The organism is Cyanobium sp. T1B-Tous, from assembly GCF_024345475.1.
Lineage (GTDB): Bacteria > Cyanobacteriota > Cyanobacteriia > PCC-6307 > Cyanobiaceae > Cyanobium_A.
In genome coordinates this window covers 12,859-30,748 of the sequence record NZ_JAGQBE010000029.1, presented here as the reverse complement: position 1 = coordinate 30,748, position 17,890 = coordinate 12,859, and the positions used below count along the sequence as shown (strand labels likewise).

Genomic DNA, 17,890 nt, shown 5'->3' with positions numbered 1-17,890 from the left:
CTGAGGGCAGATTCTCACGCGTTACTCACCCGTCCGCCACTAACCCGAAGGTTCGTTCGACTTGCATGTGTTAAGCACGCCGCCAGCGTTCATCCTGAGCCAGGATCAAACTCTCCGTTGTAGTTCAAGTCCTCTTAACCTAAACCCTGAAAACTTTCGCTTCCAAACTCTAAATCTCAACCTGAATTGCTAACCACCTCCAAGCACCCACTGGCGTAGGCCTTGCAGTTGGAGCCCCTTCCTCTGACAGAAGGTTTCAAAGAGTGCATTCAGAAATTTCTTTCCTCTTGACTTTCCCGAATCTCAGATCCGGTCGCGCTCGCCTCTCCCATCGGCACACCAGCTCCTGTTCCCTCGTGAGAAGGAAACACAAGCCAACCAACAGGCGCGTCACGCTTTGTTTCTTTTGACGGGACCTCACACCTTCACTGCTATCTCGGCCACACACCAATCAACCGGCTAACCGGCCTCTCGGCTTTAAAGCAAGCTCCAACACCCTCCCTCTCAGGCGGTGCAGGCTCCCTGCTCCTGTGACGCAGTGAAAGCGTCAGTTCCTAAACTTTTCGGTTGTCCAGGTGCTTCCGCTTCCCTCCCCCTCTCGGAGGCTCTCGGCGAAACGCCGCCTTCCGGCGACTCAGAAAACTTACAACACCGTCGGCTCGCGCCTCCTTCTGTCGTAAGCCTGCTCGCTCAGGTCTCCCTTCCGCGCGCAGTCCAAAAACATAACACCTCGGTTGCCCTGAAGGCAAGGATCAGGCAATCAGCGCCTCGGCCCACGGCATGAAGCGCGCCAGAGTCTCGGGCCGATCGGCCGCCAGCACTGGGAAATCAGCGGCAGAGAGATCGACCCCGCCGGAGATCCCCTCCGGCGAGCGCACCAACCACCGGGTGGGGCAGTTGAGCTCCGAGAGCACCAGCCAGGCCGCCGCCAGGTCCCAGATCTTCGGTGTGGCTTCCAGCGCCGACACGGTCTGCCCCATGGCCACACTCACCAGATTGAGGCTGGCCACCCCCAACAGCCGGATTTTTCCAGGGAACCGTTGGTTGGGCAGCTTCTGCAGCACCCCAATCGAGCGGCTGCACAGGGAGGCACAGCCCGCTGGATGGGTTTGCAGAGAAGGGGGCTGCAGCAGCCGGCCATTGCGCCAGGCTCCCTGGCCCCGGATCGCCACGATGCGCTGCCGCAATGGGGGCACGTCCAGCACCGCCAGCACGGGGCGACCGCCCTCAAAACGCGCCAGAGAGATGGCCCAGTAAGGGATCCCCGCGGCGAAATTGGTGGTGCCATCCAGGGGGTCGACCACCCAGTAGGCATCCGATCCGGGCACGGTCTTGTCCCCTTCCTCGCTCAGCACCCCCTCTCCCGGAAAGCAGCGGGCCAGGCCCTCCACCAGGGTGGCGTCACTCCAGCGATCACAGGCGGTGATCAAGCTGCCGTCGGCCTTGAGATCGGAGGCCATGTGGCCGAAATCAGCCCGTTGCCGTTCGGCCACCTGATCAATCAGGGCAACCAGTCCGGGGGCGAGGGCCGGGGCCAAAGGGTTCAGGGGTTCAGGGTTCATCCGAGCTCGAGGGCCAGCACCTTGCTGAGACTCCTCCCCGTATCCTCCCTGAACTGGCGCAGGTTGAGGCGACTCAGCAACACCAGGGCCGCAAACGCCACCCCCGCTTCCACCAGGAACACCAGGGCATAGGGGGGATAGGGCGAGGCCCCGAGATCGAACATCTGCTGGAGCCCCCTGCCCAGATCCAACAATCCGCCACCCGTCAACTTGCCCAGGGCACGGGAGAGGGCCTGGGCCAGGCCCCACACCCCGACAAAGGTGCCAGCCGCCTCCGGCAGGGTGAGGTCGAGCATCAGCACCAGGGCACTGTTGGTGCCGATCCCCGCCGCCAGACCGAACAGCACCATCACCACCTGGAGCACGGGAACCCGCGCCACCAGACCGGCCAGGGCCAGCAGCACCAGGCTGGCCAGAATCAACTGACAACCCAACCGGGCCGTGGCCAGCTTGCCGAGCCGGGGCACGATCCAAAAGCCCGCCAGCAGCAGACCGGCCAGGGTGCCCATCCCCCAGAGGGCATTAAGGGAGGCGGTGGCTGCAATGGGCATGCCGAAGACGTCGGCGGCGTAGCTTTCCAGAACGGGGTCTTGGAGAAACAGGCCCAGGGTGAACAGCACCAGAAAGGAGAAAAAGACCAGCACCTGACGGCTGGAGGTGATCAGGGTCCAGGCCTGGGCCAGGGTGATGGCGTCATCCCGGCGTTCAGGGCCTGACCCGGTGGAGCCCACCGCTGTGGCGCGGGGTTCAAGGCCCCAGGTGGCGATGACCGTGAGGCCCAGCACCACCAACGCGACCCGGGCCATGAAGCCCAGCAAGACGGGCTCCAGCAGGGACGGATCGGTGATGCCATCGAGTCGGCGCAGGCTGAGACTGATGGCGATGGCTCCGATCACGATTCCCACCGTGAGCAAGCACCAGATCAGGCCCACAGCCCGGGGGCGCTCGGCCTCGCTGGTGCGGTCGATCACCAGGGCCAGATAGGGGGTGGTGGCCAGGGAAATGGCCAGGCCATAGAGCGCGAACAGTCCACACAAGGCCGCAATCCCGAAGGCCAGCTCCGGTTGAGACGCCTCCTCCAGCAGCCGCCCCACATGGAAGATCAGGGGGATGGACAGCACCGCCAGGCCACAGAACAGGGCCGTGCCCAACCAGATGTAGGGAATGCGGTGGCGACCGGCCCAGGGACGGGCATCGGACAGCTGACCAAACAGCACCCGCGAGGGGGCGACGAACTGTTCAAAGGCCAGGGCCCCGCCCACCAGCAATCCCGGGAACGCGAGCTCGCTCAGCATGATGCGGTTGAGCAAGCCGGCGAAGATCACCGCCAGACAGCCCAGGCAACCCTGAAACAGCCCCAGCCGGATGGTGTTGACCAGGCCCAGGGAGCGGCCCTGGGCCGCTGGGGCCCCAGTCACCGAATCAGATGGCCCCCTGGGATGCGGCCTGGCAGGCCGGGATCAGGGGAGTGGGCTCTACGGGCACGTCTGAAGCACCCGCTGGTTTGACCGCCGGCAGCGCCAGAGGCGTGCAGCCGGCCACCTGGTCGAGGCCGGTGCGGCGACGCAGCTCGGCCAGACGCTTGTTGTAGTCGGTGATGGAGTTGGAGTAGCGCACCTCGGCCTGGGTGAGGTCGCGCTGGTTGTCAACCACCTCCCGTTGGGTGGTGACGCCGGCCTGGAACCTCAGGCGGGCGAGCCGCAACGACTCCCGCGCCGAGATCACTTCGCGGGAGGTGGTGACGATGTTGCGGTTGTTCTTCTCGAGCTCGTAGAAGCTGGTTTCCACCTCCTGGCGGATGCCGTCGCGGCGCTGGGCAAAGCGGAAGCTGTTCTCCTGGGCGAGCTGCTTGTTCTGACGGGACTGGGCTGCCGCCGCACCGCCATCGAAGATCCGCCAGCTGAGATTGACGCCGAGGGCCGTGTCGTAGTTGGTGCCATCGACGCCGGGCTGGGCCACGATGATCGGGTCTTGGCCGTCAAACACGTTGCCGGAGAAGCCGGCAAAGATGTTGAGGAACGGCTGCACCTGCCCCAGGGCTGCGTTGGCCTGGCTGTTGGCGATGGAAATATCCAGCAGAGCCTGATCCAGCTCCTCGCGGAAGGTGTAGGCGGCGATGATGCTCTCCTGCAGCGACGGCTGCCAAACCCCGACCACCCGGGAGGGGTCCTTGGCTGTGGGGGTGACGTTCTGGGGCAGGTCCAACAGGGCCGCCAGGGAACGGCGGGCAATCGCCTGCTCCGCCAGGGAGGTGGTGAGCAGCTGCTGATCGCGGGAGAGCTGGGTTTCCGCCTCGAGCACCTCCAGCTTGGTGGCCACACCGGCCTGGAAGCGGGCCTTGGAATCCCGCAGGCTCACGATCGAGGCCCGCACCGACTCCTGGCCGATGCGCACCTGGTCGTCCGCCTGCTGGAGATCGAAATAGGCCGTTGCTGCCTGGAGGCGCAGATCCCGCAGGGAGATGACGTACTGGTATTTGGCCTTCTCAAACTGGTCGCGGGCCGCCGCAATGGTGGGCACCCGCTGGGGGTTGATCAACGACCACTGGGCTGTGATGGCCGCACCCAAATCCCAGCGATCGGTGGCGGCCTCCGTGCTGATCCCTGCGGCATTCTTGGATCTGGCCTGACCCGTCGTGAAGGTGGGCAGGGAGGAAGCCTCGAGGTTGAGGTTCGGATACCACTGGGAAATCTGGGCCCGCAGGTTGCTCTGGGCCTGGTCCACCTGGCTGGCGATCGCCTTGAGGTTTGGGTTGTTGACCTCGGCGAGGTTCTCCACATCCACCAGGCTGAGGGGCCGCAATTCCTTGATGCGGACCTGATCGGTGCTCACCGGCAGGGCCAGGGACGCTGGGGCCGGCAGGTTCTCCAGGCCAGGGGCGAGCTTGGTGGCGGCGGGGGTGACCAGGGTTGGGTTCAACCGGGGGCGGTACCCCCGCTGCTTGGTGGTGGTGGTGGTGGTGCGCTCGGTGACTGCACCGACGGGCACTGGTTGGCGGGGCTTGCTGGCGTCCTGCAATTGGAGATCGACCACCTCGGCCGGGCCGGTGGTGGTGACACTGCGGAGGGTTTCCGGGGCCAGCGGCAGAGGCGGGGGCATCGGCAGGCCGGCATCGGCCTGGGAGGCCACGGGCTGGGACGCAGTGGCCGCAGGGGCAGACGGCTCCTGGGCCTCGGCGGCAAGCGCAACCATCGGCGCCCCCAGCAGGCCGAGGAGAGCTATACGCAGGTGGAATTGAGACACGCCAGGAACAGTGCTATCGCGCGAATCTTACGGAGATTGACAAGGAACGCCTAAACAAGAGGCCACAAGATCGTCTGCACCATGGAGCAGGCGCACCGGCACAGGCCATTGCCGCTCCAGTTCAGCCAGGCTGAGATCGTCGAGGAAGACGGGCTCGCCCTGGCGCAGCATCACGGCTGGCAGAAGCAGCGCCTCGCCCAGATCCCGGCCTGCCAGGCCGCTCAACAGATCGGATCCCGTCAACAGCCCCGTCACCACCTGGTCCTGGCCCCAATACGGGCTGGGCAGGCCGTAGAGCAGCAACTCCAGCCCCTCCACCGCATTCAGGCGGGCGACCACCGGCTCGAGCGCTTCGGCCACAAGGCGGCCCACCACCCAACTGAGGCGCCGGGGCTGGGGCAGGGCAGCGGGCAAATCCTGGGTGGCCTGATCGAGCGCCTCCAGGAAAGCCCGGATGCTGCCGACGCCATTCTCCTGCTGGGGCAGATCCTCGTAGGCGTCCCGGGGGGGCAAGGGCAGGCCCGCGATCAGGTACCACTCATCCGAAAGCCAGGCAAAACGGCTGCCCAGACGCCGCTGAAAGTGCTGCTGGAGCGGCTCCACCCGGGCAATAACCTGGCGCGCCGCGTCCCGATCGACAGGAACCAGGGCATCGCCAGCTGGACGGAACCGGGTGAGCCCCACAGGCACCACCGCCGCAGACAGCACCGCTGGCCAGTCGCCACCGGCAAAGCCCGCCAGGTCCTCCAGGGTGCGCGTGAGGGCAGCTCCATCATTGACCCCGGGGCAAACCACCACTTGCGCGTGAATCTGGAGATTCCGCTGGGCAAACCAGGCCAGCTGCTCCAGCACCAGACCCGCCCGGGGATTCACCAGCAGGCGGCGTCGCAGCTCCGGCTCGGTGGCATGCACCGAGACGAACAGGGGGGAGAGCCGCTGCTCCTCGATGCGCTGCCAATCGGCGGCGGTGAGATTGGTGAGGGTGAGGTAAGAGCCGTATAGAAAACTGAGCCGGAAGTCGTCGTCCTTGAGATAGAGGCTGCTGCGCCGGCCCGGCGGCTGCTGGTCGATGAAACAGAAGGGGCAGGCGTTGTTGCACTGCTTGAGCCCATCAAAGAGGGCTTCGGTGAACCCCAGGCCGAGGCCCTCATCGAGATCCTTCTCGAGTTCCACGGTGTGACGGGTGCCATCCGGGTCCTCCACCTCGAGCACGAGCTCCTCCTCGCCCACCAGGACCTGCAGATCGATCAGATCCCGCGGGCGTTTGCCGTTGATGCTGAGCAGGCGATCGCCGGGCTGGAAACCGAGTTCCTCGCCGATCGAACCGGGCTCCACCGAAGCCACCACCGCAGGCGAAGGCAGCCTGGGGGCGTCCCCCTCGAGGGCGGCAAGGGCAATGCCCGCAGAGGGCTCATTCCACACGGCGTCAGGGCCTTGGCTAGGCCCCTACTTTGGCGCCCAGCCACACCAGGATGCCGACCCCGAAGAGGAGGCGATACACCACAAACACCCAGGTGCTGTTGTGCTGCAGAAAACGCAGCAACCAGGCAATCGCCAGCCAAGACACAACGGCCGCAGCAACGATGCCCACCAGCAGGGGCAATGGCCCCCCACCGGCGGGAGCAGAGAAGGCCTCCTTCAGCGACACCAAACCGGCCAGGGTGATAGCCGGAATGCCCAACAGAAACGAAAACCGGGCCGCCGCTGGCCGCTGCCAGCTGTCAAACAGGGCCGCGGTGAGGGTGCTGCCGGAGCGGGAGACTCCCGGCACCAGGGCGAGGGCCTGGGCCAGGCCAACCCAGAGGCCGTCTCGCGGCTGCACGTCCTCCAGATCCCGCCGGCGGCTGCCCACCAGTTCGGCCCAAGCCAGCAACAGGGCCATGCCAATCGAGACCACCGCGATCGAAGCCATGCTGCGCAGCGGCGAGTTGTCGTAGCCCGGCACCCACAGCTTCAGGGCCAGACCCGCCAACACGATCGGCACGGTGCCCAGGGCGATGGCGACCCCCATGCGGGCCGAGGGGTCGTTCCACTGCCCATGGCGAAAGGCCCGCGCGACCCCCCGCAGCACCTCGGCTAGGTCCGCACGGAAATAGGCCAGCACTGCGGCGATGCTGCCCAGCTGGATCACGGCCGTCACGGCCACACCGGGATCTCCCCACCCCAACAGAACCGGCACCACCTTGAGGTGGGCCGTGCTGCTGATGGGCAGGAACTCGGTCAATCCCTGCACCACTCCCAGCACCAGGGAGCGAAAACAGGCTTCCCAAAAGCCCACCTCCGCAGCGGGCAGAACCGGCACGGCGGCAAAAAGGGACATCACGACGCACACAGATTGGGGCGACCCTATGGCCGGACTCCCCCGTTCGACCCCTTAAGGTTGGACAACTTTCTTCACATCCCTTGGTGGTCGGGGCCCGTCCCAGCGCACTTCTCCCGGCCCCACTGACGGCCAGCGTTGGGGCCGTAGCTGGCCTCAGGGCGGTGCCTGAGCAGCCGAGCTGGCCACGCTTGGCCAACCTCAAGACCTCCGGACTCAGCCTGATCAGCGGGCTGCTGGTGACGTTGCCGGTGTTCCTGCAGGCCCCCTGGGTTCGGCTCGCCCCCTTCAGCGCCGCCGTGTTCACCGCCCCGCTGCTGGCGCTGGCCCTGCTGTTGAGCCAGCAGGCCAATCCCAGGCTCAGCCGGGCTGGCCAACTGCTGGTGGGTTTCAGCGGCAGCTGGCTGGCTGGCTGCCTCTTCTGGGGCTGGTGCCGGCTGCATCCGCTTTGGCACCTACCCATCGAGGCCTTCGCACTGCCGTTGGCCCTCACCGGCCTGCGCGGTCCTTGGAAACTGGCCTGCGGCTTTTACCTGGGATCCCTGTTGGGCACCGCCGCCACCGACGCCGCCATGGCCGTCAGCGGCGTGATGGCCTATTGGCCCCAAGTGCTCAGTGCCAGCCCTGCGGACGCACCGCTGCTCCTCCAAACCGCGGCCCTGCAGGTGCTCTCACCGCTCCCCCTGCTCCTGGTGAGCGGCTGTGCCGTAGTGCTGCTTCAAGCCTGCCGCTGGCTTTGGCAACGGGGCGAGGTTGGCCGCGTCACCAGTGCAGCCCTGGCCACAACCCTGGCGGTGGATGCCCTCTTCCTCCTGGCAGCCCTGCTGGCACCAGGGCTGAGTGGCTTGATTTAACGCCGTTCCATCTGAAGATCTGCAAAAGGCTCCGGAACTGAACGAAGGGATTCCATCTCTCCTCTGTAACGTTGGGCTTCCGGTGGCCCCCGGCCGCCTCCCGTCCCGTAGTTCAACGGAGTGTCGTGATGAAACGGCTGGTTGCCTGGCTGATGAGTGGGGTGGTGCTGGCCGGCCTCCTGGTCACACTGTTGATCCCCCCGGCCGCCCAGGCCGCAGACCTGCGCAATCAGGCCGACGACAAAATCGCCGAACGGGCCGGCAAGGTGGATCTCAACAACTGCTCCGTCCGCCGGTTTCAGGCTTACCCAGGCATGTATCCAACCCTCGCCGGCAAGATCGTGCTGGGGGGCCCCTACAACAGCGTTGATGATGTGCTGAAGCTCGATCTCACCGAGCGCCAGCAGGAGCTGTTCAACAAGTACAAGGACAACTTCACCGTCACGGCGGCCTCCATCGCCCTCAACGAAGGCGACGACCGCATCAACGACGGCCAGTACCGCTGACCCTTAAAGTTCCGTTCACCTTGAAAGCCGTCGGGGCCTTCCGGCGGCTTTTTTCGTGCCGGCCCTTGCCGGATGCCTTCAGCCGCCATGGCAGAGCAGTCCTGGGATGTGGTGGTGGTCGGTAGCGGAGCTGCGGGCCTGATGGCCTGCCTCGAACTGCCCCAACATCTGCGGGTGCTGCTGCTCAGCAAGGACCAGGATCCGCCCGGCGACGCCCGCACCAATCCCCGATCCGCCAGTCGCTGGGCCCAGGGGGGCATCGCGGCGGTCACCCGTCCCAACGACAGCTTCACCAGCCACGTCATCGATACCCTGCGGGCCGGCGCTGGACTCTGCGACCGGGCGGCCGTGGAGCGGCTGGTGCATGAGGCCCCGGCGTGCGTGGAGCGCCTGCTCCAGCTGGGCATGGCCTTTGACCGGGATGGAGACGGTCTGAGCACCACCCTGGAAGCCGCCCACAGCCATCGACGGGTGCTCCATGCCCAGGACCGCACCGGTGGGGCCCTCGTGGATGCCCTCGAACGGGAGGTGCAGCGGCGGCCCCAGCTGGAGCAGCGCAAGGGGGTTCTCGCCCTTCAGCTCTGGGTGGAGCATGGCCGCTGCGTCGGGCTGCAGGTGCTCGACGGCGACCAGATCCACTGGCTGGGGGCCCGGGCCGTGGTGCTGGCCACCGGGGGCGGCGGCCACCTGTTTGCCCACACCACCAATCCCAACCTGGCCAGCGGTGATGGGGTGGTGATGGCCTGGCAAGCCGGAGCGGTGGTGCGGGATCTGGAATTCGTGCAGTTCCATCCCACGGCCCTGATGCTGCCGGGGGCCCCCCATTTCCTGATTTCCGAGGCGGTGCGCGGCGAAGGGGCCCGGCTGGTGGAAGAAGACGGGGCCAGCCCGGTAGCCGGCCTGCCTGGAGGCGATCTGGCCCCCCGGGATGCCGTCAGCCGTGCCCTGGCCCGCCGGATGGGCAGCCTCGGCGTTGACCATCTCTGGTTGGATCTGCGCCCCGTCGGCGTGGCCCGCCTGGAACAGCAATTCCCAACCATCCTGGGCCGTTGCCGCGACCTGGGCCTGGACCCCACCAGCACCCCCATCCCGGTGGCCCCCGCGGCCCACTACTGGATGGGCGGCGTGTGGACCGATCTGGATGCGGCCACCAGCTTGCCGGGCCTCTATGCCGTGGGCGAGGTGGCCTGCACCGGTGTCCATGGAGCGAACCGGCTGGCCAGCAATTCCCTGATGGAGTGCCTGGTGTTTGCGCGCCAGCTCCGGGAAATCCGCCTCAGCGCGGGGGCAGCACCAGGCCTGCCCGGCCCGACGCCCCCAGCCCCGGTGCTCGACCACCTGGATCTGCCAAGCCTGGCCTGCCTGGACACCAAGATCAGTGCGCTGCGCGAGCTCTGCTGGCAAGTGGCGGGGGTGGAACGCAGCCCCCACGCCCTGGCACCGGCCCTCCAGCAGGTGCGGCGCCAGCGCCAGGAGCTGGAAACCAGCCCCGCATGGCGACAACTCCAGGCCCTGAAACCAGGGCCTGCGCTCCCCCTACCCGCCGCCGCGGTGCCTGCGCTCAAACGGCTGCAGGAGTGGCACCAGCGCCTGGTGCTAGCCAGCCTGCTGATGGAAGCAGCCCTGTTCCGCCAGGAGAGCCGCGGCGGCCATCACCGCACGGACGCTCCTGCGGCCCAGCCGTTCTGGCAACGTCACACCGATCAACGGCGGGATCTCCCCCTCTCCACCGCCAGGGTGCTCGTCTGAGGGCCGGGGTTAGCGCAGGGGGCCCGTGTAGCCAGAGAGCTGGGCCAGTTGATCCAGGGATTTCACCCCGGAATCCAATGTCCCATTGATCTCCCAGGTGGGGAAACCCTCGATCTTCTTGGAGTCACAGAGAGCTTTCTGGCTGTTGCGCCCATCGGCAGCGCATTCCACCAGGGTGAGTTGCGCAGTGGCTGCCTTGCCGAACAGCTCCTTCTGCTCATGGCAGTGGGGACACCAATAGGCCGTGTACATCACCGCTCCACTGCGGGTGAGATGGTCAGCCAGAGCCACCGCCTGCGGACTGCTGGTGGCGACAACGGCGGGGGGCACGCCCTTACCGGACGCCGCCACGGGGCGATCCACGGATGCCGCCCAGCCCAGGCCGAGCATCGCCACCACCAGGGCGACGATCACGGCGCGGAACAGCACCTGGCCCCGGTCGTCCCACTCGCCGCCCACCAGGCTGAGCACGAACAGTCCCAGACTCAAGGATGCGGAGAGCACACAGAAGAAGCAGAACGCCTGGATCTTCACGACCATCAGCCCCATCAACAGGAGGCTGAACACCGCCATACCGGTGCTGAGCAGCAGCAGGCCCCACCAGCTGCGCTGGGCCAGGGCGGCGCGCGAATCCCCCCGCAACACCAGCGGCAGCACCGCCAGCACCAACACCGCCGCGTAGGCCATCCAGCCAAAGAGCGACAGGGGCTGGCCGAACAGACTGCCCCAGGCACTGTTGAGCACCTTGTCGCAGCCCTCGGCACCGCCAGGGCAGCTCAAGGGACCCAGCAGGCCCCAACGCTTCAGGGTGATGGCGCCGGTGTCGATGAAGCCAACCGTGGCGAGCACGGCCATGGCCACCCGGGCCCAGCGACGGGCTGGGTCACTGCGGCGCCGGGACGAACTGAGTCGCTGGCTGAGGCGGGTGGAGGTCACGGCAACGGCTGCACTGGGTGGATTCTCGCAGCTGTGCCCCGGATGGGTCACAAACCCGGCACCGGCTGCAGCTCCCCACAGGCCCGGGCGGGCAGCTCCACCGGCGGCATCGGCTGCTGCGGTTGATCCCAGCGGATCACCGCCCGGTTCGCATCGAACCCGATCGTGAGCGGAGCGCTGGCCTGCTGGCCCTCCTGGCTGAAGCGGTAGTCCAGCTGCGCCGTGCCCGGGGAGGAGACGCGCCCCACCAGCGTGCCGATCCGGCGGTCTTTCTGCCAGGGGACCCAGCGGTAGAAGCCCGTGATCTGATCCCCGGCGCGATCGAGGCGCAACTGCTCGAGGCTCGGGCTGTCGGGCTCGCCACTGCGCTGCTCGAAGCAGAGCGAGTTGCTGATCGCGGGGGTGGGCTCGCCGGGCCGGCAGGCCGTGACCAGGCCCGCAAAAACGAGGAGCGCAGCGAGAGTGAGGAGGGGAGAGAGTTGAAGACCGGCAGCGGCTGCCCGGCCGCGCAGGGGCTGGGGTGAGCTCGGCAGCGGGACCATCGACAGCGTCCAACATCCAGACGCAACGTAGGGTGAACTGTTGCCCTGGCAAGTCCGTGACCCGGGAAAACGCCGCTCAACCCAGCCGAGCCGCCGAACCGGGCGAGCCGGTTGCTCCACGCAAAACGGTTGCCTTCGCCCACCTGGGCTGCGAGAAGAATCGGGTGGACACCGAGCACATGCTCGGCCTGCTGGCCCAGGCCGGCTATGGCGTGAGCGCCGACGAGAGCGAGGCCAACGTGGTGGTGGTCAACACCTGCAGCTTCATTCAGGACGCGCGGGAGGAATCAGTGCGCACCCTGGTGGAGCTGGCGGAACAGGGCAAGGAATTGATCATTGCCGGCTGCCTGGCCCAGCACTTCCAAGAGGAGCTGCTCGACTCCCTGCCGGAGGCCAAGGCCATCGTGGGCACCGGCGACTACCAGCACATCGTCAGCGTGCTGGAGCGGGTGGAAGCCGGCGAGCGGGTGAACCAGGTGAGCGCCATCCCCACCTTCGTGGCCGATGAGCACCTTCCCCGCTACCGCACCACCTCCGAGGCCGTGGCCTATCTGAAGGTGGCCGAGGGCTGCGACTACCGCTGCGCCTTCTGCATCATTCCCCACCTGCGCGGGGATCAGCGCTCCCGGACGATCGAGAGCATCGTGGCGGAAGCCCAGCAGTTGGCCGGCCAGGGGGTGCAGGAGCTGGTGCTGATCAGCCAGATCACCACCAACTACGGCCTGGATCTCTATGGCAAACCCCAACTGGCCCAGCTGCTAAGGGCCCTCGGAGAGGTGGAGATCCCCTGGATCCGGGTGCACTACGCCTATCCCACCGGACTGACGCCCGAGGTGCTGGCGGCCTACCGGGAGGTGCCCAATGTGCTGCCTTACCTGGATCTACCCCTGCAACACAGCCACCCGGAGGTGCTGCGGGCCATGAATCGTCCCTGGCAGGCGGACGTGACCGCGGGCCTGCTGCAACGCATCCGTGAGCAACTGCCCGAGGCGGTGCTGCGCACCACCTTCATCGTGGGCTTCCCCGGCGAAACCGAGGAGCACTTCCAGCACCTGCTCGACTTCGTGGCCGAGCAGCGCTTCGACCACGTGGGCGTGTTCACCTTCTCGCCGGAGGAGGGCACCCCGGCGGCCGCGCTGCCGGATCCCGTGCCGGCCGCGATCGCCCAGGAGCGCAAAGACCGCCTCATGGCCCTGCAGCAGCCGATCGCCGCCGAGCGCAATGGCGCCTGGGTGGGCCGGATCGTGGATGTGCTGATCGAACAGGAGAACCCCAGCACCGGCGAGATGCTGGGCCGCTGCGCCCGCTATGCCCCTGAAGTGGATGGCGAGGTGCGGGTGATGCCCGGTGAGGGGGGCCTCTGCGCCGCGCCGGGAACGATGGTGCCGGTGCGCCTCACCGCCGCCGACACCTACGACCTGGTCGGTGAAGTGGTGGGGGCCCGGGCCATGGTGGACGACGTGCTCGCATCCCGACGGACGGGAGCTTGAACTGGCGGGAGCACCAACGCACCACCTTTCTGGTGGCTTCAGGGCTGAGCACGGCCGGGTCGTTCGCGGGCCTCACCGCCAAGGGCTGGATCCTGATCGATGGCAGCAACAACCCCATGCTGCTGGCCCTGCATTTCGCTGTGCTGGCCATGCCCACCCTGCTGGTCAGTGGTCCCGCCGGCGTCATGACCGACAGGCTGGGCTGCGAGAGCGTGCTGATCCGATCCCAGTGGGGCCTGTTCGGCGCCGGCCTGCTCGGGGCCATTGCGATCCCGCTGACGGATGGGGGCCTGCAGGTGAGCCTGCTGTTGTTGAGCACCCTGCTGGTGGGCATCGCCAGCGCCTACGAACTCTCGGCCCGCAACAAGTACTGCGCCCTGCTCGTGGAGAGCCCTGAGCAACTGGCGCCCTACCTCACCAGCTTCTCGGTGGTGTTCAACGTCGGCAAGCTGGTGGGGCCACCCCTCGGCGGCTGGTTGCTGGCCTGGACGGGAGCAGGCACGGCCCTGGCGATCGATGCCGCCACCTTTTTGCTGCCCATCGCCTCGGTGCTCTGGCTGCTCAGCCCCGACCGCAGCCGGGAACAACGCAGTGCCCCTGGGGCCTCCGCCAGTCTCAGGGCCGCCTGGACATCCAGTGGACCGGTGCTGCGCCACGTGCTGCGTTTTACGGCCGTGGCCTGCCTGGTGGGATTTTTCCACCCGGGTCTGGCCCCCCTGATGGCCCGGGATCTTTTGGGGCCATCGCCCCAGGCCCTGGGCCTGTTCACCAGCGTGCTGGCGGCCGGCAGCATCAGCGGCGGGCTGGTGCTGCAACGCCACAGTCGCTGGCTGAGCCATAGACCAGCCCTGCTGCTGGGCAGCTGCACCCTGATCACGGCCCTCGCCCAGCTGGGCCTGGCCCGCTTCAGCCAACCCTCCACCAGCGGGTTGGGACTAGCAGCCACCTTTGCCATCGGCGCCGGAACCGCCAGCCTTCTGTCAGGCGTCAACCTGATCAGCCAGGTGGGATCCCCCATGGCCATTCGGGGCCGGATGGCCGGCCTTGGGCAGATCGCCTTCCTGGGCGGCGGTGGCCTCAGTGGCCTGATGGCAGCCGCCCTAAGTCTAATGATCGGACTGCAAGCCACGATGGCCCTGCTGGGCGGAACGGGCCTGGTTCTGGGGCTGTTGGAGCTCCAACGCCGCCACCAGTTGCGACTGGAACTCAGATCAGCTTGATGCCGCGCAGCACGATGGATGCGGCGATGGCCACAGCCAGTCCGCCACCAACGAGGCCCAGATAGATCGCGACTCCCATGGCTGCCCAGCAGACGATGGGGCCATTACAGCAGAACGGGGGCGAGCTTCAGGATTTCCGTAAACCTCCTAGGCTTTTAATCACTCACAACGCCTCCCAGCGCAGCCCCAGCGCCCTGGCCCAGGTGCCTAGCGCCTAGAGCCCCGGCCCAGCCCAGTTTTGTCCCCAGCTCTGCTGCCCTGAATGCGCACGCTCTTTGTTTACCCCGAGTTCCCGAAAACCTTCTGGAGCTACGAAAAAATCCTTGAGCTGATCGACCGCAAGGTGCTGCTCCCACCGCTGGGACTGGTGACCGTGGCCGCCCTGCTTCCCCAGCACTGGGACATGAAGCTGGTGGATCGCAACGTCCGCGAGGTGACATCGGCCGAGTGGGACTGGGCTGAACTGGTGGTGATCTCTGGAATGATCGTGCAGAAGGCCGACATGGCCGTGCAGATCGCCAAGGCCAAGGAACGGGGGATCCCCGTGGCCGTGGGTGGGCCCTTTGCCAGTTCGACCCCGGATGCCCCGGAACTCGACCTGGCCGATTTCAAGATCCTCGATGAGGGTGAAATCACCCTGCCGATGTTCATCGAGGCCTTGGAGCGGGGAGACACCAGCGGCCGCTTCAGCTCCGATGGGGTCAAGCCGGATGTGACCGGCACGCCCATACCGCGCTTCGACCTGCTCGAACTGGACGCCTATTCGGAGATGTCCGTGCAGTTCTCCCGGGGCTGCCCCTTTCAGTGCGAGTTCTGCGACATCATTGTGTTGTATGGCCGGAAACCCCGCACCAAAAATCCAGAGCAGCTGATCGCCGAACTCCAAACCCTTTACGACCTGGGCTGGCGTCGATCTGTCTTCCTCGTGGACGACAATTTCATCGGCAACAAGCGCAACGTCAAGCTGCTGCTCCCCCTGCTGCGCCAATGGCAGATTGACCACGGGTTCCCCTTCAGCTTCGCCACCGAGGCCTCCGTGGATCTGGCGGCCGATGATGACCTGATGCAGATGATGGTGGAATGCCGCTTTGAGAGCGTCTTCCTCGGCATCGAGACTCCCGACGAATCGAGCCTCGAAACCGCCGGCAAACTTCAGAACACGCGCAGCTCCCTCGAGGACTCGGTCAACAAGATCACCTCCTACGGCCTGCGGGTGATGGCGGGATTCATCATCGGTTTCGATGGCGAAAAAGATGGTGCCGGCCGCCGCATCGTCGAATTTGTGACCCGCACGGGTATCCCCCACGCGATGATGGGCATGCTCCAAGCCCTGCCGAACACGGCCCTCTGGCATCGCCTCGAGAAGGAAGGTCGGCTGATTGAAGGCAAGGCTGCCGCCAAAGGTGTCAACCAGACCAACCTGCTGAATTTCGTTCCCACCCGGCCGATTCGCGACATCGCCAATGAATACGTGGACGCCTTTGGTGCCCTCTATGAGCCCAACGCCTTCATTGATCGGGTCTATTCCTACTTCCTGAAGCTACCGCCCCAGAAATACAAAGAACTGATCGTGCCGGGGAGCCGCCCCTCCAAGCCCCCGAGCTGGATAGACCTACGGGCCCTGGGGATCATTCTCTGGCGCCAGGGTGTCAAGCGGAACACCCGAGTTCGGTTCTGGAAGGCGCTCTACGGCATGGCGCGCCAGAACCCCAAGCGCTTCACCGGCTTCCTCTCGATCCTGGCCCACAACGAGCATTTCCTCGAGTACCGCGCGATCGTGCGCCGCGAGATCGAAGAACAGCTGGCCACCCTGCCGCCCGATCCCCCGAAGGCACCGGCGGAACCGAGCCGCGAACTGCAGCCGGTCTGAGCCCTGACGGCGTCGGTCGTCCGAGCTGTCAGTCCTGCACGTACTCCAGGCCCTGCTCCAGGCAGGCCTCGGCGCGCTGGAGTTCCCGGCCCAGATAGAGGGCGTGGTCGAGTCGGCTGAGGGGGTGGGGGCCAGGGCCCTCCGTAAGAGCGATCCCCAGCTGCTTGGCCGATCGCGCCCGGTACACGGCGATGGGCGCGCGCGGGCCAGTGCCCCGGCAGCTCAATACCTCTCCGGTGTCTGGATCGGTGGCCAGGCCCCGCTCATCGATGCCATTGCCGTAGTGCTCAGCCACCAACTCCTGGGTGTCCCGGTCGAGGCGAATCAGGAAATAGCCCAGGGGATCCAGGGCGATAAACCGCTGGGAAAGACGGTTGTCGAGCTCCTGGCGGGTGGGAGGCAGATCAGGCATGGGGGGATCGTAGGCAGCCGTAAAGGGCAGCTCCGCATTCATGGCCGCCATCAGCTCGGCCATCTCCGCATTGGCGCCGGGCAACCAACCCCGCAGAATCCCAGCGAAGCGGGGATCGCTCCAGCGGTGGAGGCTGACGCGGGGCTGGGCCACAAACCCGCGGCGGCGCTTGTGACTCCCCCCTGCCCCGGGATCGAAGTGGCGAATGCCCCGCTCAATGGCCCAGGCGATCGGCGCGTAGTAACACACCTCAAAATGCAGGCAGTCGATCTCCTCATCGCTGCCCCAGTAACGCCCCCAGAGCTGGTCCCCGGCGGACACGCACAGGGACATGGCCACCGGCTGTGCCGGATCGCCGCGGTGGGCACTGAAGAGCACCAGATGGCGCCGCAGGTCCGGGTCCGTAGCGAGGGCGGCAAAGAAGGCCTCGCTGAGGTATTTGCTGCCCCAGGCACCCCAGCGGCTGCAGTGCTGGGCATAGAAGTCGTGCATCCGCCCCACCAGTGCTGGCGGGATGGCTTCACCCTCCAGCGGGGTCACCACCAGACCCGCAGCCGCCACGGCCTGCCGCTCCCGCTTGATGTTGCGGCGTTGGTTGGCATTGAAACCGGCCAGATAGGCCTGAAAGTCGCGATGGCCGGGATTGGTCCACAGGCTCTGCTGGTTGACCCAGGCCGCGCAACCGGCCGCCTCGGCCAGGGGCTGCCACTGGGGATCGACGTAGAGCAAGTTGCAGCTGAGGATCCCGTGCTGGCGGCAGAAGTCATCGATCAGATCCAGCATCAGGACCGTGAAGGCCGCCGCGTCTTCGCTGGGATCGATCAGAAAGCGGTAGCCCTGAACCGGGCTCACCGGACTCATCCCCACCAGCTTCGGGTAGTAGCGCAGGCCGAGTTGGCCGGCGAGCTGGGCAAAGCTCTGGTCGAAGACAAATTCGCCATAGCTGTGACCCTTGAGATACAGCGGCGCCACCGCCACCAACTGCTCCCCGCGCCACAGGCCCAGGTGACAGCCCTGCCAGCCCTCCCGGGGCACGATGCTGCCACTGGCCTCGAGCTGGTGCAGCCAGCGCCAGCGATAGAAGGGCAGCTCCTGGGGGTGGGCGGCGGTCAACAGGCGATCCCAGCAGTCCTCTGGGATGGCGGAGAGGCTCTGGTGCCAGCGGGCCTGCAACTCAGCCATGGCT

At 66.5% G+C, this 17,890-nt stretch carries 15 protein-coding genes, 1 rRNA gene and 1 pseudogene; 6 read left to right on the top strand and 11 right to left on the bottom strand.

Going from position 1 to position 17,890, the window contains the following annotated elements; translation table 11 throughout:
• From KBY71_RS08415 to KBY71_RS08390, 6 genes are all read right to left on the bottom strand, one after another.
• Nucleotides 1-121 (bottom strand): 16S ribosomal RNA (locus KBY71_RS08415); the annotation flags it as partial.
• Between the two features lie 631 nt (nucleotides 122-752).
• Nucleotides 753-1,562, bottom strand: a complete 810-nt coding sequence (locus KBY71_RS08410; RefSeq protein WP_396095148.1) for an inositol monophosphatase family protein — start codon at nucleotides 1,560-1,562, stop codon at nucleotides 753-755.
• The gene (locus tag KBY71_RS08405; protein ID WP_254928475.1) at nucleotides 1,559-2,980 is read right to left on the bottom strand and encodes a BCD family MFS transporter; all 1,422 of its coding nucleotides are present in this window, start codon (nucleotides 2,978-2,980) and stop codon (nucleotides 1,559-1,561) included. Before KBY71_RS08405 ends, KBY71_RS08410 begins: the two co-directional genes overlap by 4 nt.
• A 4-nt stretch (nucleotides 2,981-2,984) precedes the next feature.
• Nucleotides 2,985-4,754, bottom strand: a complete 1,770-nt coding sequence (locus KBY71_RS08400) for a TolC family protein (RefSeq protein WP_254928474.1) — start codon at nucleotides 4,752-4,754, stop codon at nucleotides 2,985-2,987.
• Nucleotides 4,755-4,832: 78 nt separating this feature from the next.
• On the bottom strand, nucleotides 4,833-6,227 hold the full coding sequence (locus tag KBY71_RS08395; protein WP_254928473.1) for a TIGR03279 family radical SAM protein: 1,395 nt from the start codon (nucleotides 6,225-6,227) through the stop codon (nucleotides 4,833-4,835).
• A gap of 16 nt (nucleotides 6,228-6,243) precedes the next feature.
• Entirely contained in the window at nucleotides 6,244-7,125 is an 882-nt protein-coding gene (locus KBY71_RS08390) for an undecaprenyl-diphosphate phosphatase (protein ID WP_254928472.1), read from the bottom strand.
• A gap of 191 nt (nucleotides 7,126-7,316) precedes the next feature.
• On the opposite strand from KBY71_RS08390, the gene KBY71_RS08385 reads away from it, so the two are divergent.
• The 3 genes from KBY71_RS08385 to nadB all read left to right on the top strand — a co-directional run bounded on the left by KBY71_RS08385 (nucleotide 7,317) and on the right by nadB (nucleotide 10,234).
• Nucleotides 7,317-7,979, top strand: coding sequence for a DUF3120 domain-containing protein (locus tag KBY71_RS08385; protein ID WP_254928471.1), 663 nt, complete (start codon nucleotides 7,317-7,319; stop codon nucleotides 7,977-7,979).
• 128 nt (nucleotides 7,980-8,107) lie between these two features.
• The gene (psbU, locus tag KBY71_RS08380) at nucleotides 8,108-8,485 is read left to right on the top strand and encodes a photosystem II complex extrinsic protein PsbU (protein ID WP_254928470.1); all 378 of its coding nucleotides are present in this window, start codon (nucleotides 8,108-8,110) and stop codon (nucleotides 8,483-8,485) included.
• An 87-nt stretch (nucleotides 8,486-8,572) separates the two neighbouring features.
• Nucleotides 8,573-10,234: an L-aspartate oxidase gene (nadB, locus tag KBY71_RS08375; protein ID WP_254928469.1), complete on the top strand. Its 1,662-nt coding sequence runs from the start codon at nucleotides 8,573-8,575 to the stop codon at nucleotides 10,232-10,234.
• A 9-nt stretch (nucleotides 10,235-10,243) separates the two neighbouring features.
• Here the strand turns inward: nadB and KBY71_RS08370 are convergent, their stop codons facing one another.
• Together KBY71_RS08370 and KBY71_RS08365 are read right to left on the bottom strand one after the other, a co-directional pair.
• Nucleotides 10,244-11,170: a vitamin K epoxide reductase family protein gene (locus KBY71_RS08370; protein WP_254928468.1), complete on the bottom strand. Its 927-nt coding sequence runs from the start codon at nucleotides 11,168-11,170 to the stop codon at nucleotides 10,244-10,246.
• A 47-nt stretch (nucleotides 11,171-11,217) separates the two neighbouring features.
• Nucleotides 11,218-11,712 carry a hypothetical protein gene (locus KBY71_RS08365; RefSeq protein ID WP_254928467.1) on the bottom strand — a complete coding sequence of 165 codons (495 nt, stop codon included), beginning with the start codon at nucleotides 11,710-11,712 and terminating at the stop codon, nucleotides 11,218-11,220.
• A gap of 56 nt (nucleotides 11,713-11,768) precedes the next feature.
• Between KBY71_RS08365 and rimO the strand changes: the two genes are divergently transcribed.
• Complete coding sequence (gene rimO, locus KBY71_RS08360) at nucleotides 11,769-13,202, top strand: 30S ribosomal protein S12 methylthiotransferase RimO (RefSeq protein WP_254928466.1); 1,434 nt, start codon at nucleotides 11,769-11,771, stop codon at nucleotides 13,200-13,202.
• Nucleotides 13,199-14,422, top strand: coding sequence for an MFS transporter (locus KBY71_RS08355; RefSeq protein WP_254928465.1), 1,224 nt, complete (start codon nucleotides 13,199-13,201; stop codon nucleotides 14,420-14,422). Before rimO ends, KBY71_RS08355 begins: the two co-directional genes overlap by 4 nt.
• On the opposite strand, the gene KBY71_RS08350 is transcribed toward KBY71_RS08355, so the two are convergent.
• Nucleotides 14,409-14,501, bottom strand: a complete 93-nt coding sequence (locus tag KBY71_RS08350; RefSeq protein ID WP_094561510.1) for a cytochrome B6 — start codon at nucleotides 14,499-14,501, stop codon at nucleotides 14,409-14,411. The two genes, KBY71_RS08355 and KBY71_RS08350, sit on opposite strands and share 14 nt — an antisense overlap.
• A gap of 183 nt (nucleotides 14,502-14,684) precedes the next feature.
• Here KBY71_RS08350 and KBY71_RS08345 point away from each other — a divergent pair, with 183 nt between their 5' ends.
• A complete protein-coding gene (locus tag KBY71_RS08345) occupies nucleotides 14,685-16,292 on the top strand; it encodes a B12-binding domain-containing radical SAM protein (protein ID WP_254928464.1) in 1,608 nt (535 codons plus the stop codon).
• A 28-nt stretch (nucleotides 16,293-16,320) separates the two neighbouring features.
• Here KBY71_RS08345 and KBY71_RS08340 read toward each other — a convergent pair whose 3' ends face one another.
• Both KBY71_RS08340 and KBY71_RS08335 read right to left on the bottom strand, forming a co-directional pair.
• Entirely contained in the window at nucleotides 16,321-16,704 is a 384-nt protein-coding gene (locus KBY71_RS08340; protein ID WP_254928478.1) for a DUF4346 domain-containing protein, read from the bottom strand.
• Nucleotides 16,705-17,886: pseudogene (locus tag KBY71_RS08335) on the bottom strand (GNAT family N-acetyltransferase); the annotation flags it as partial.
• Nucleotides 17,887-17,890: the final 4 nt, after the last annotated feature.

Bases quoted from the DNA above. Each gene is read 5' to 3' on its own strand.
- KBY71_RS08400 (WP_254928474.1), bottom strand. From the start codon at position 4,754: ATGGTTGCGCTTGCCGCCGAGGCCCAGGAGCCGTCTGCCCCTGCGGCC.
- psbU (WP_254928470.1), top strand. From the start codon at position 8,108: ATGAAACGGCTGGTTGCCTGGCTGATGAGTGGGGTGGTGCTGGCCGGC.
- nadB (WP_254928469.1), top strand. From the start codon at position 8,573: ATGGCAGAGCAGTCCTGGGATGTGGTGGTGGTCGGTAGCGGAGCTGCG.
- KBY71_RS08365 (WP_254928467.1), bottom strand. From the start codon at position 11,712: ATGGTCCCGCTGCCGAGCTCACCCCAGCCCCTGCGCGGCCGGGCAGCC.
- KBY71_RS08350 (WP_094561510.1), bottom strand. From the start codon at position 14,501: ATGGGAGTCGCGATCTATCTGGGCCTCGTTGGTGGCGGACTGGCTGTG.
- KBY71_RS08390 (WP_254928472.1), bottom strand. From the start codon at position 7,125: ATGTCCCTTTTTGCCGCCGTGCCGGTTCTGCCCGCTGCGGAGGTGGGC.
- KBY71_RS08345 (WP_254928464.1), top strand. From the start codon at position 14,685: ATGCGCACGCTCTTTGTTTACCCCGAGTTCCCGAAAACCTTCTGGAGC.
- KBY71_RS08410 (WP_396095148.1), bottom strand. From the start codon at position 1,562: ATGAACCCTGAACCCCTGAACCCTTTGGCCCCGGCCCTCGCCCCCGGA.
- KBY71_RS08340 (WP_254928478.1), bottom strand. From the start codon at position 16,704: ATGCCTGATCTGCCTCCCACCCGCCAGGAGCTCGACAACCGTCTTTCC.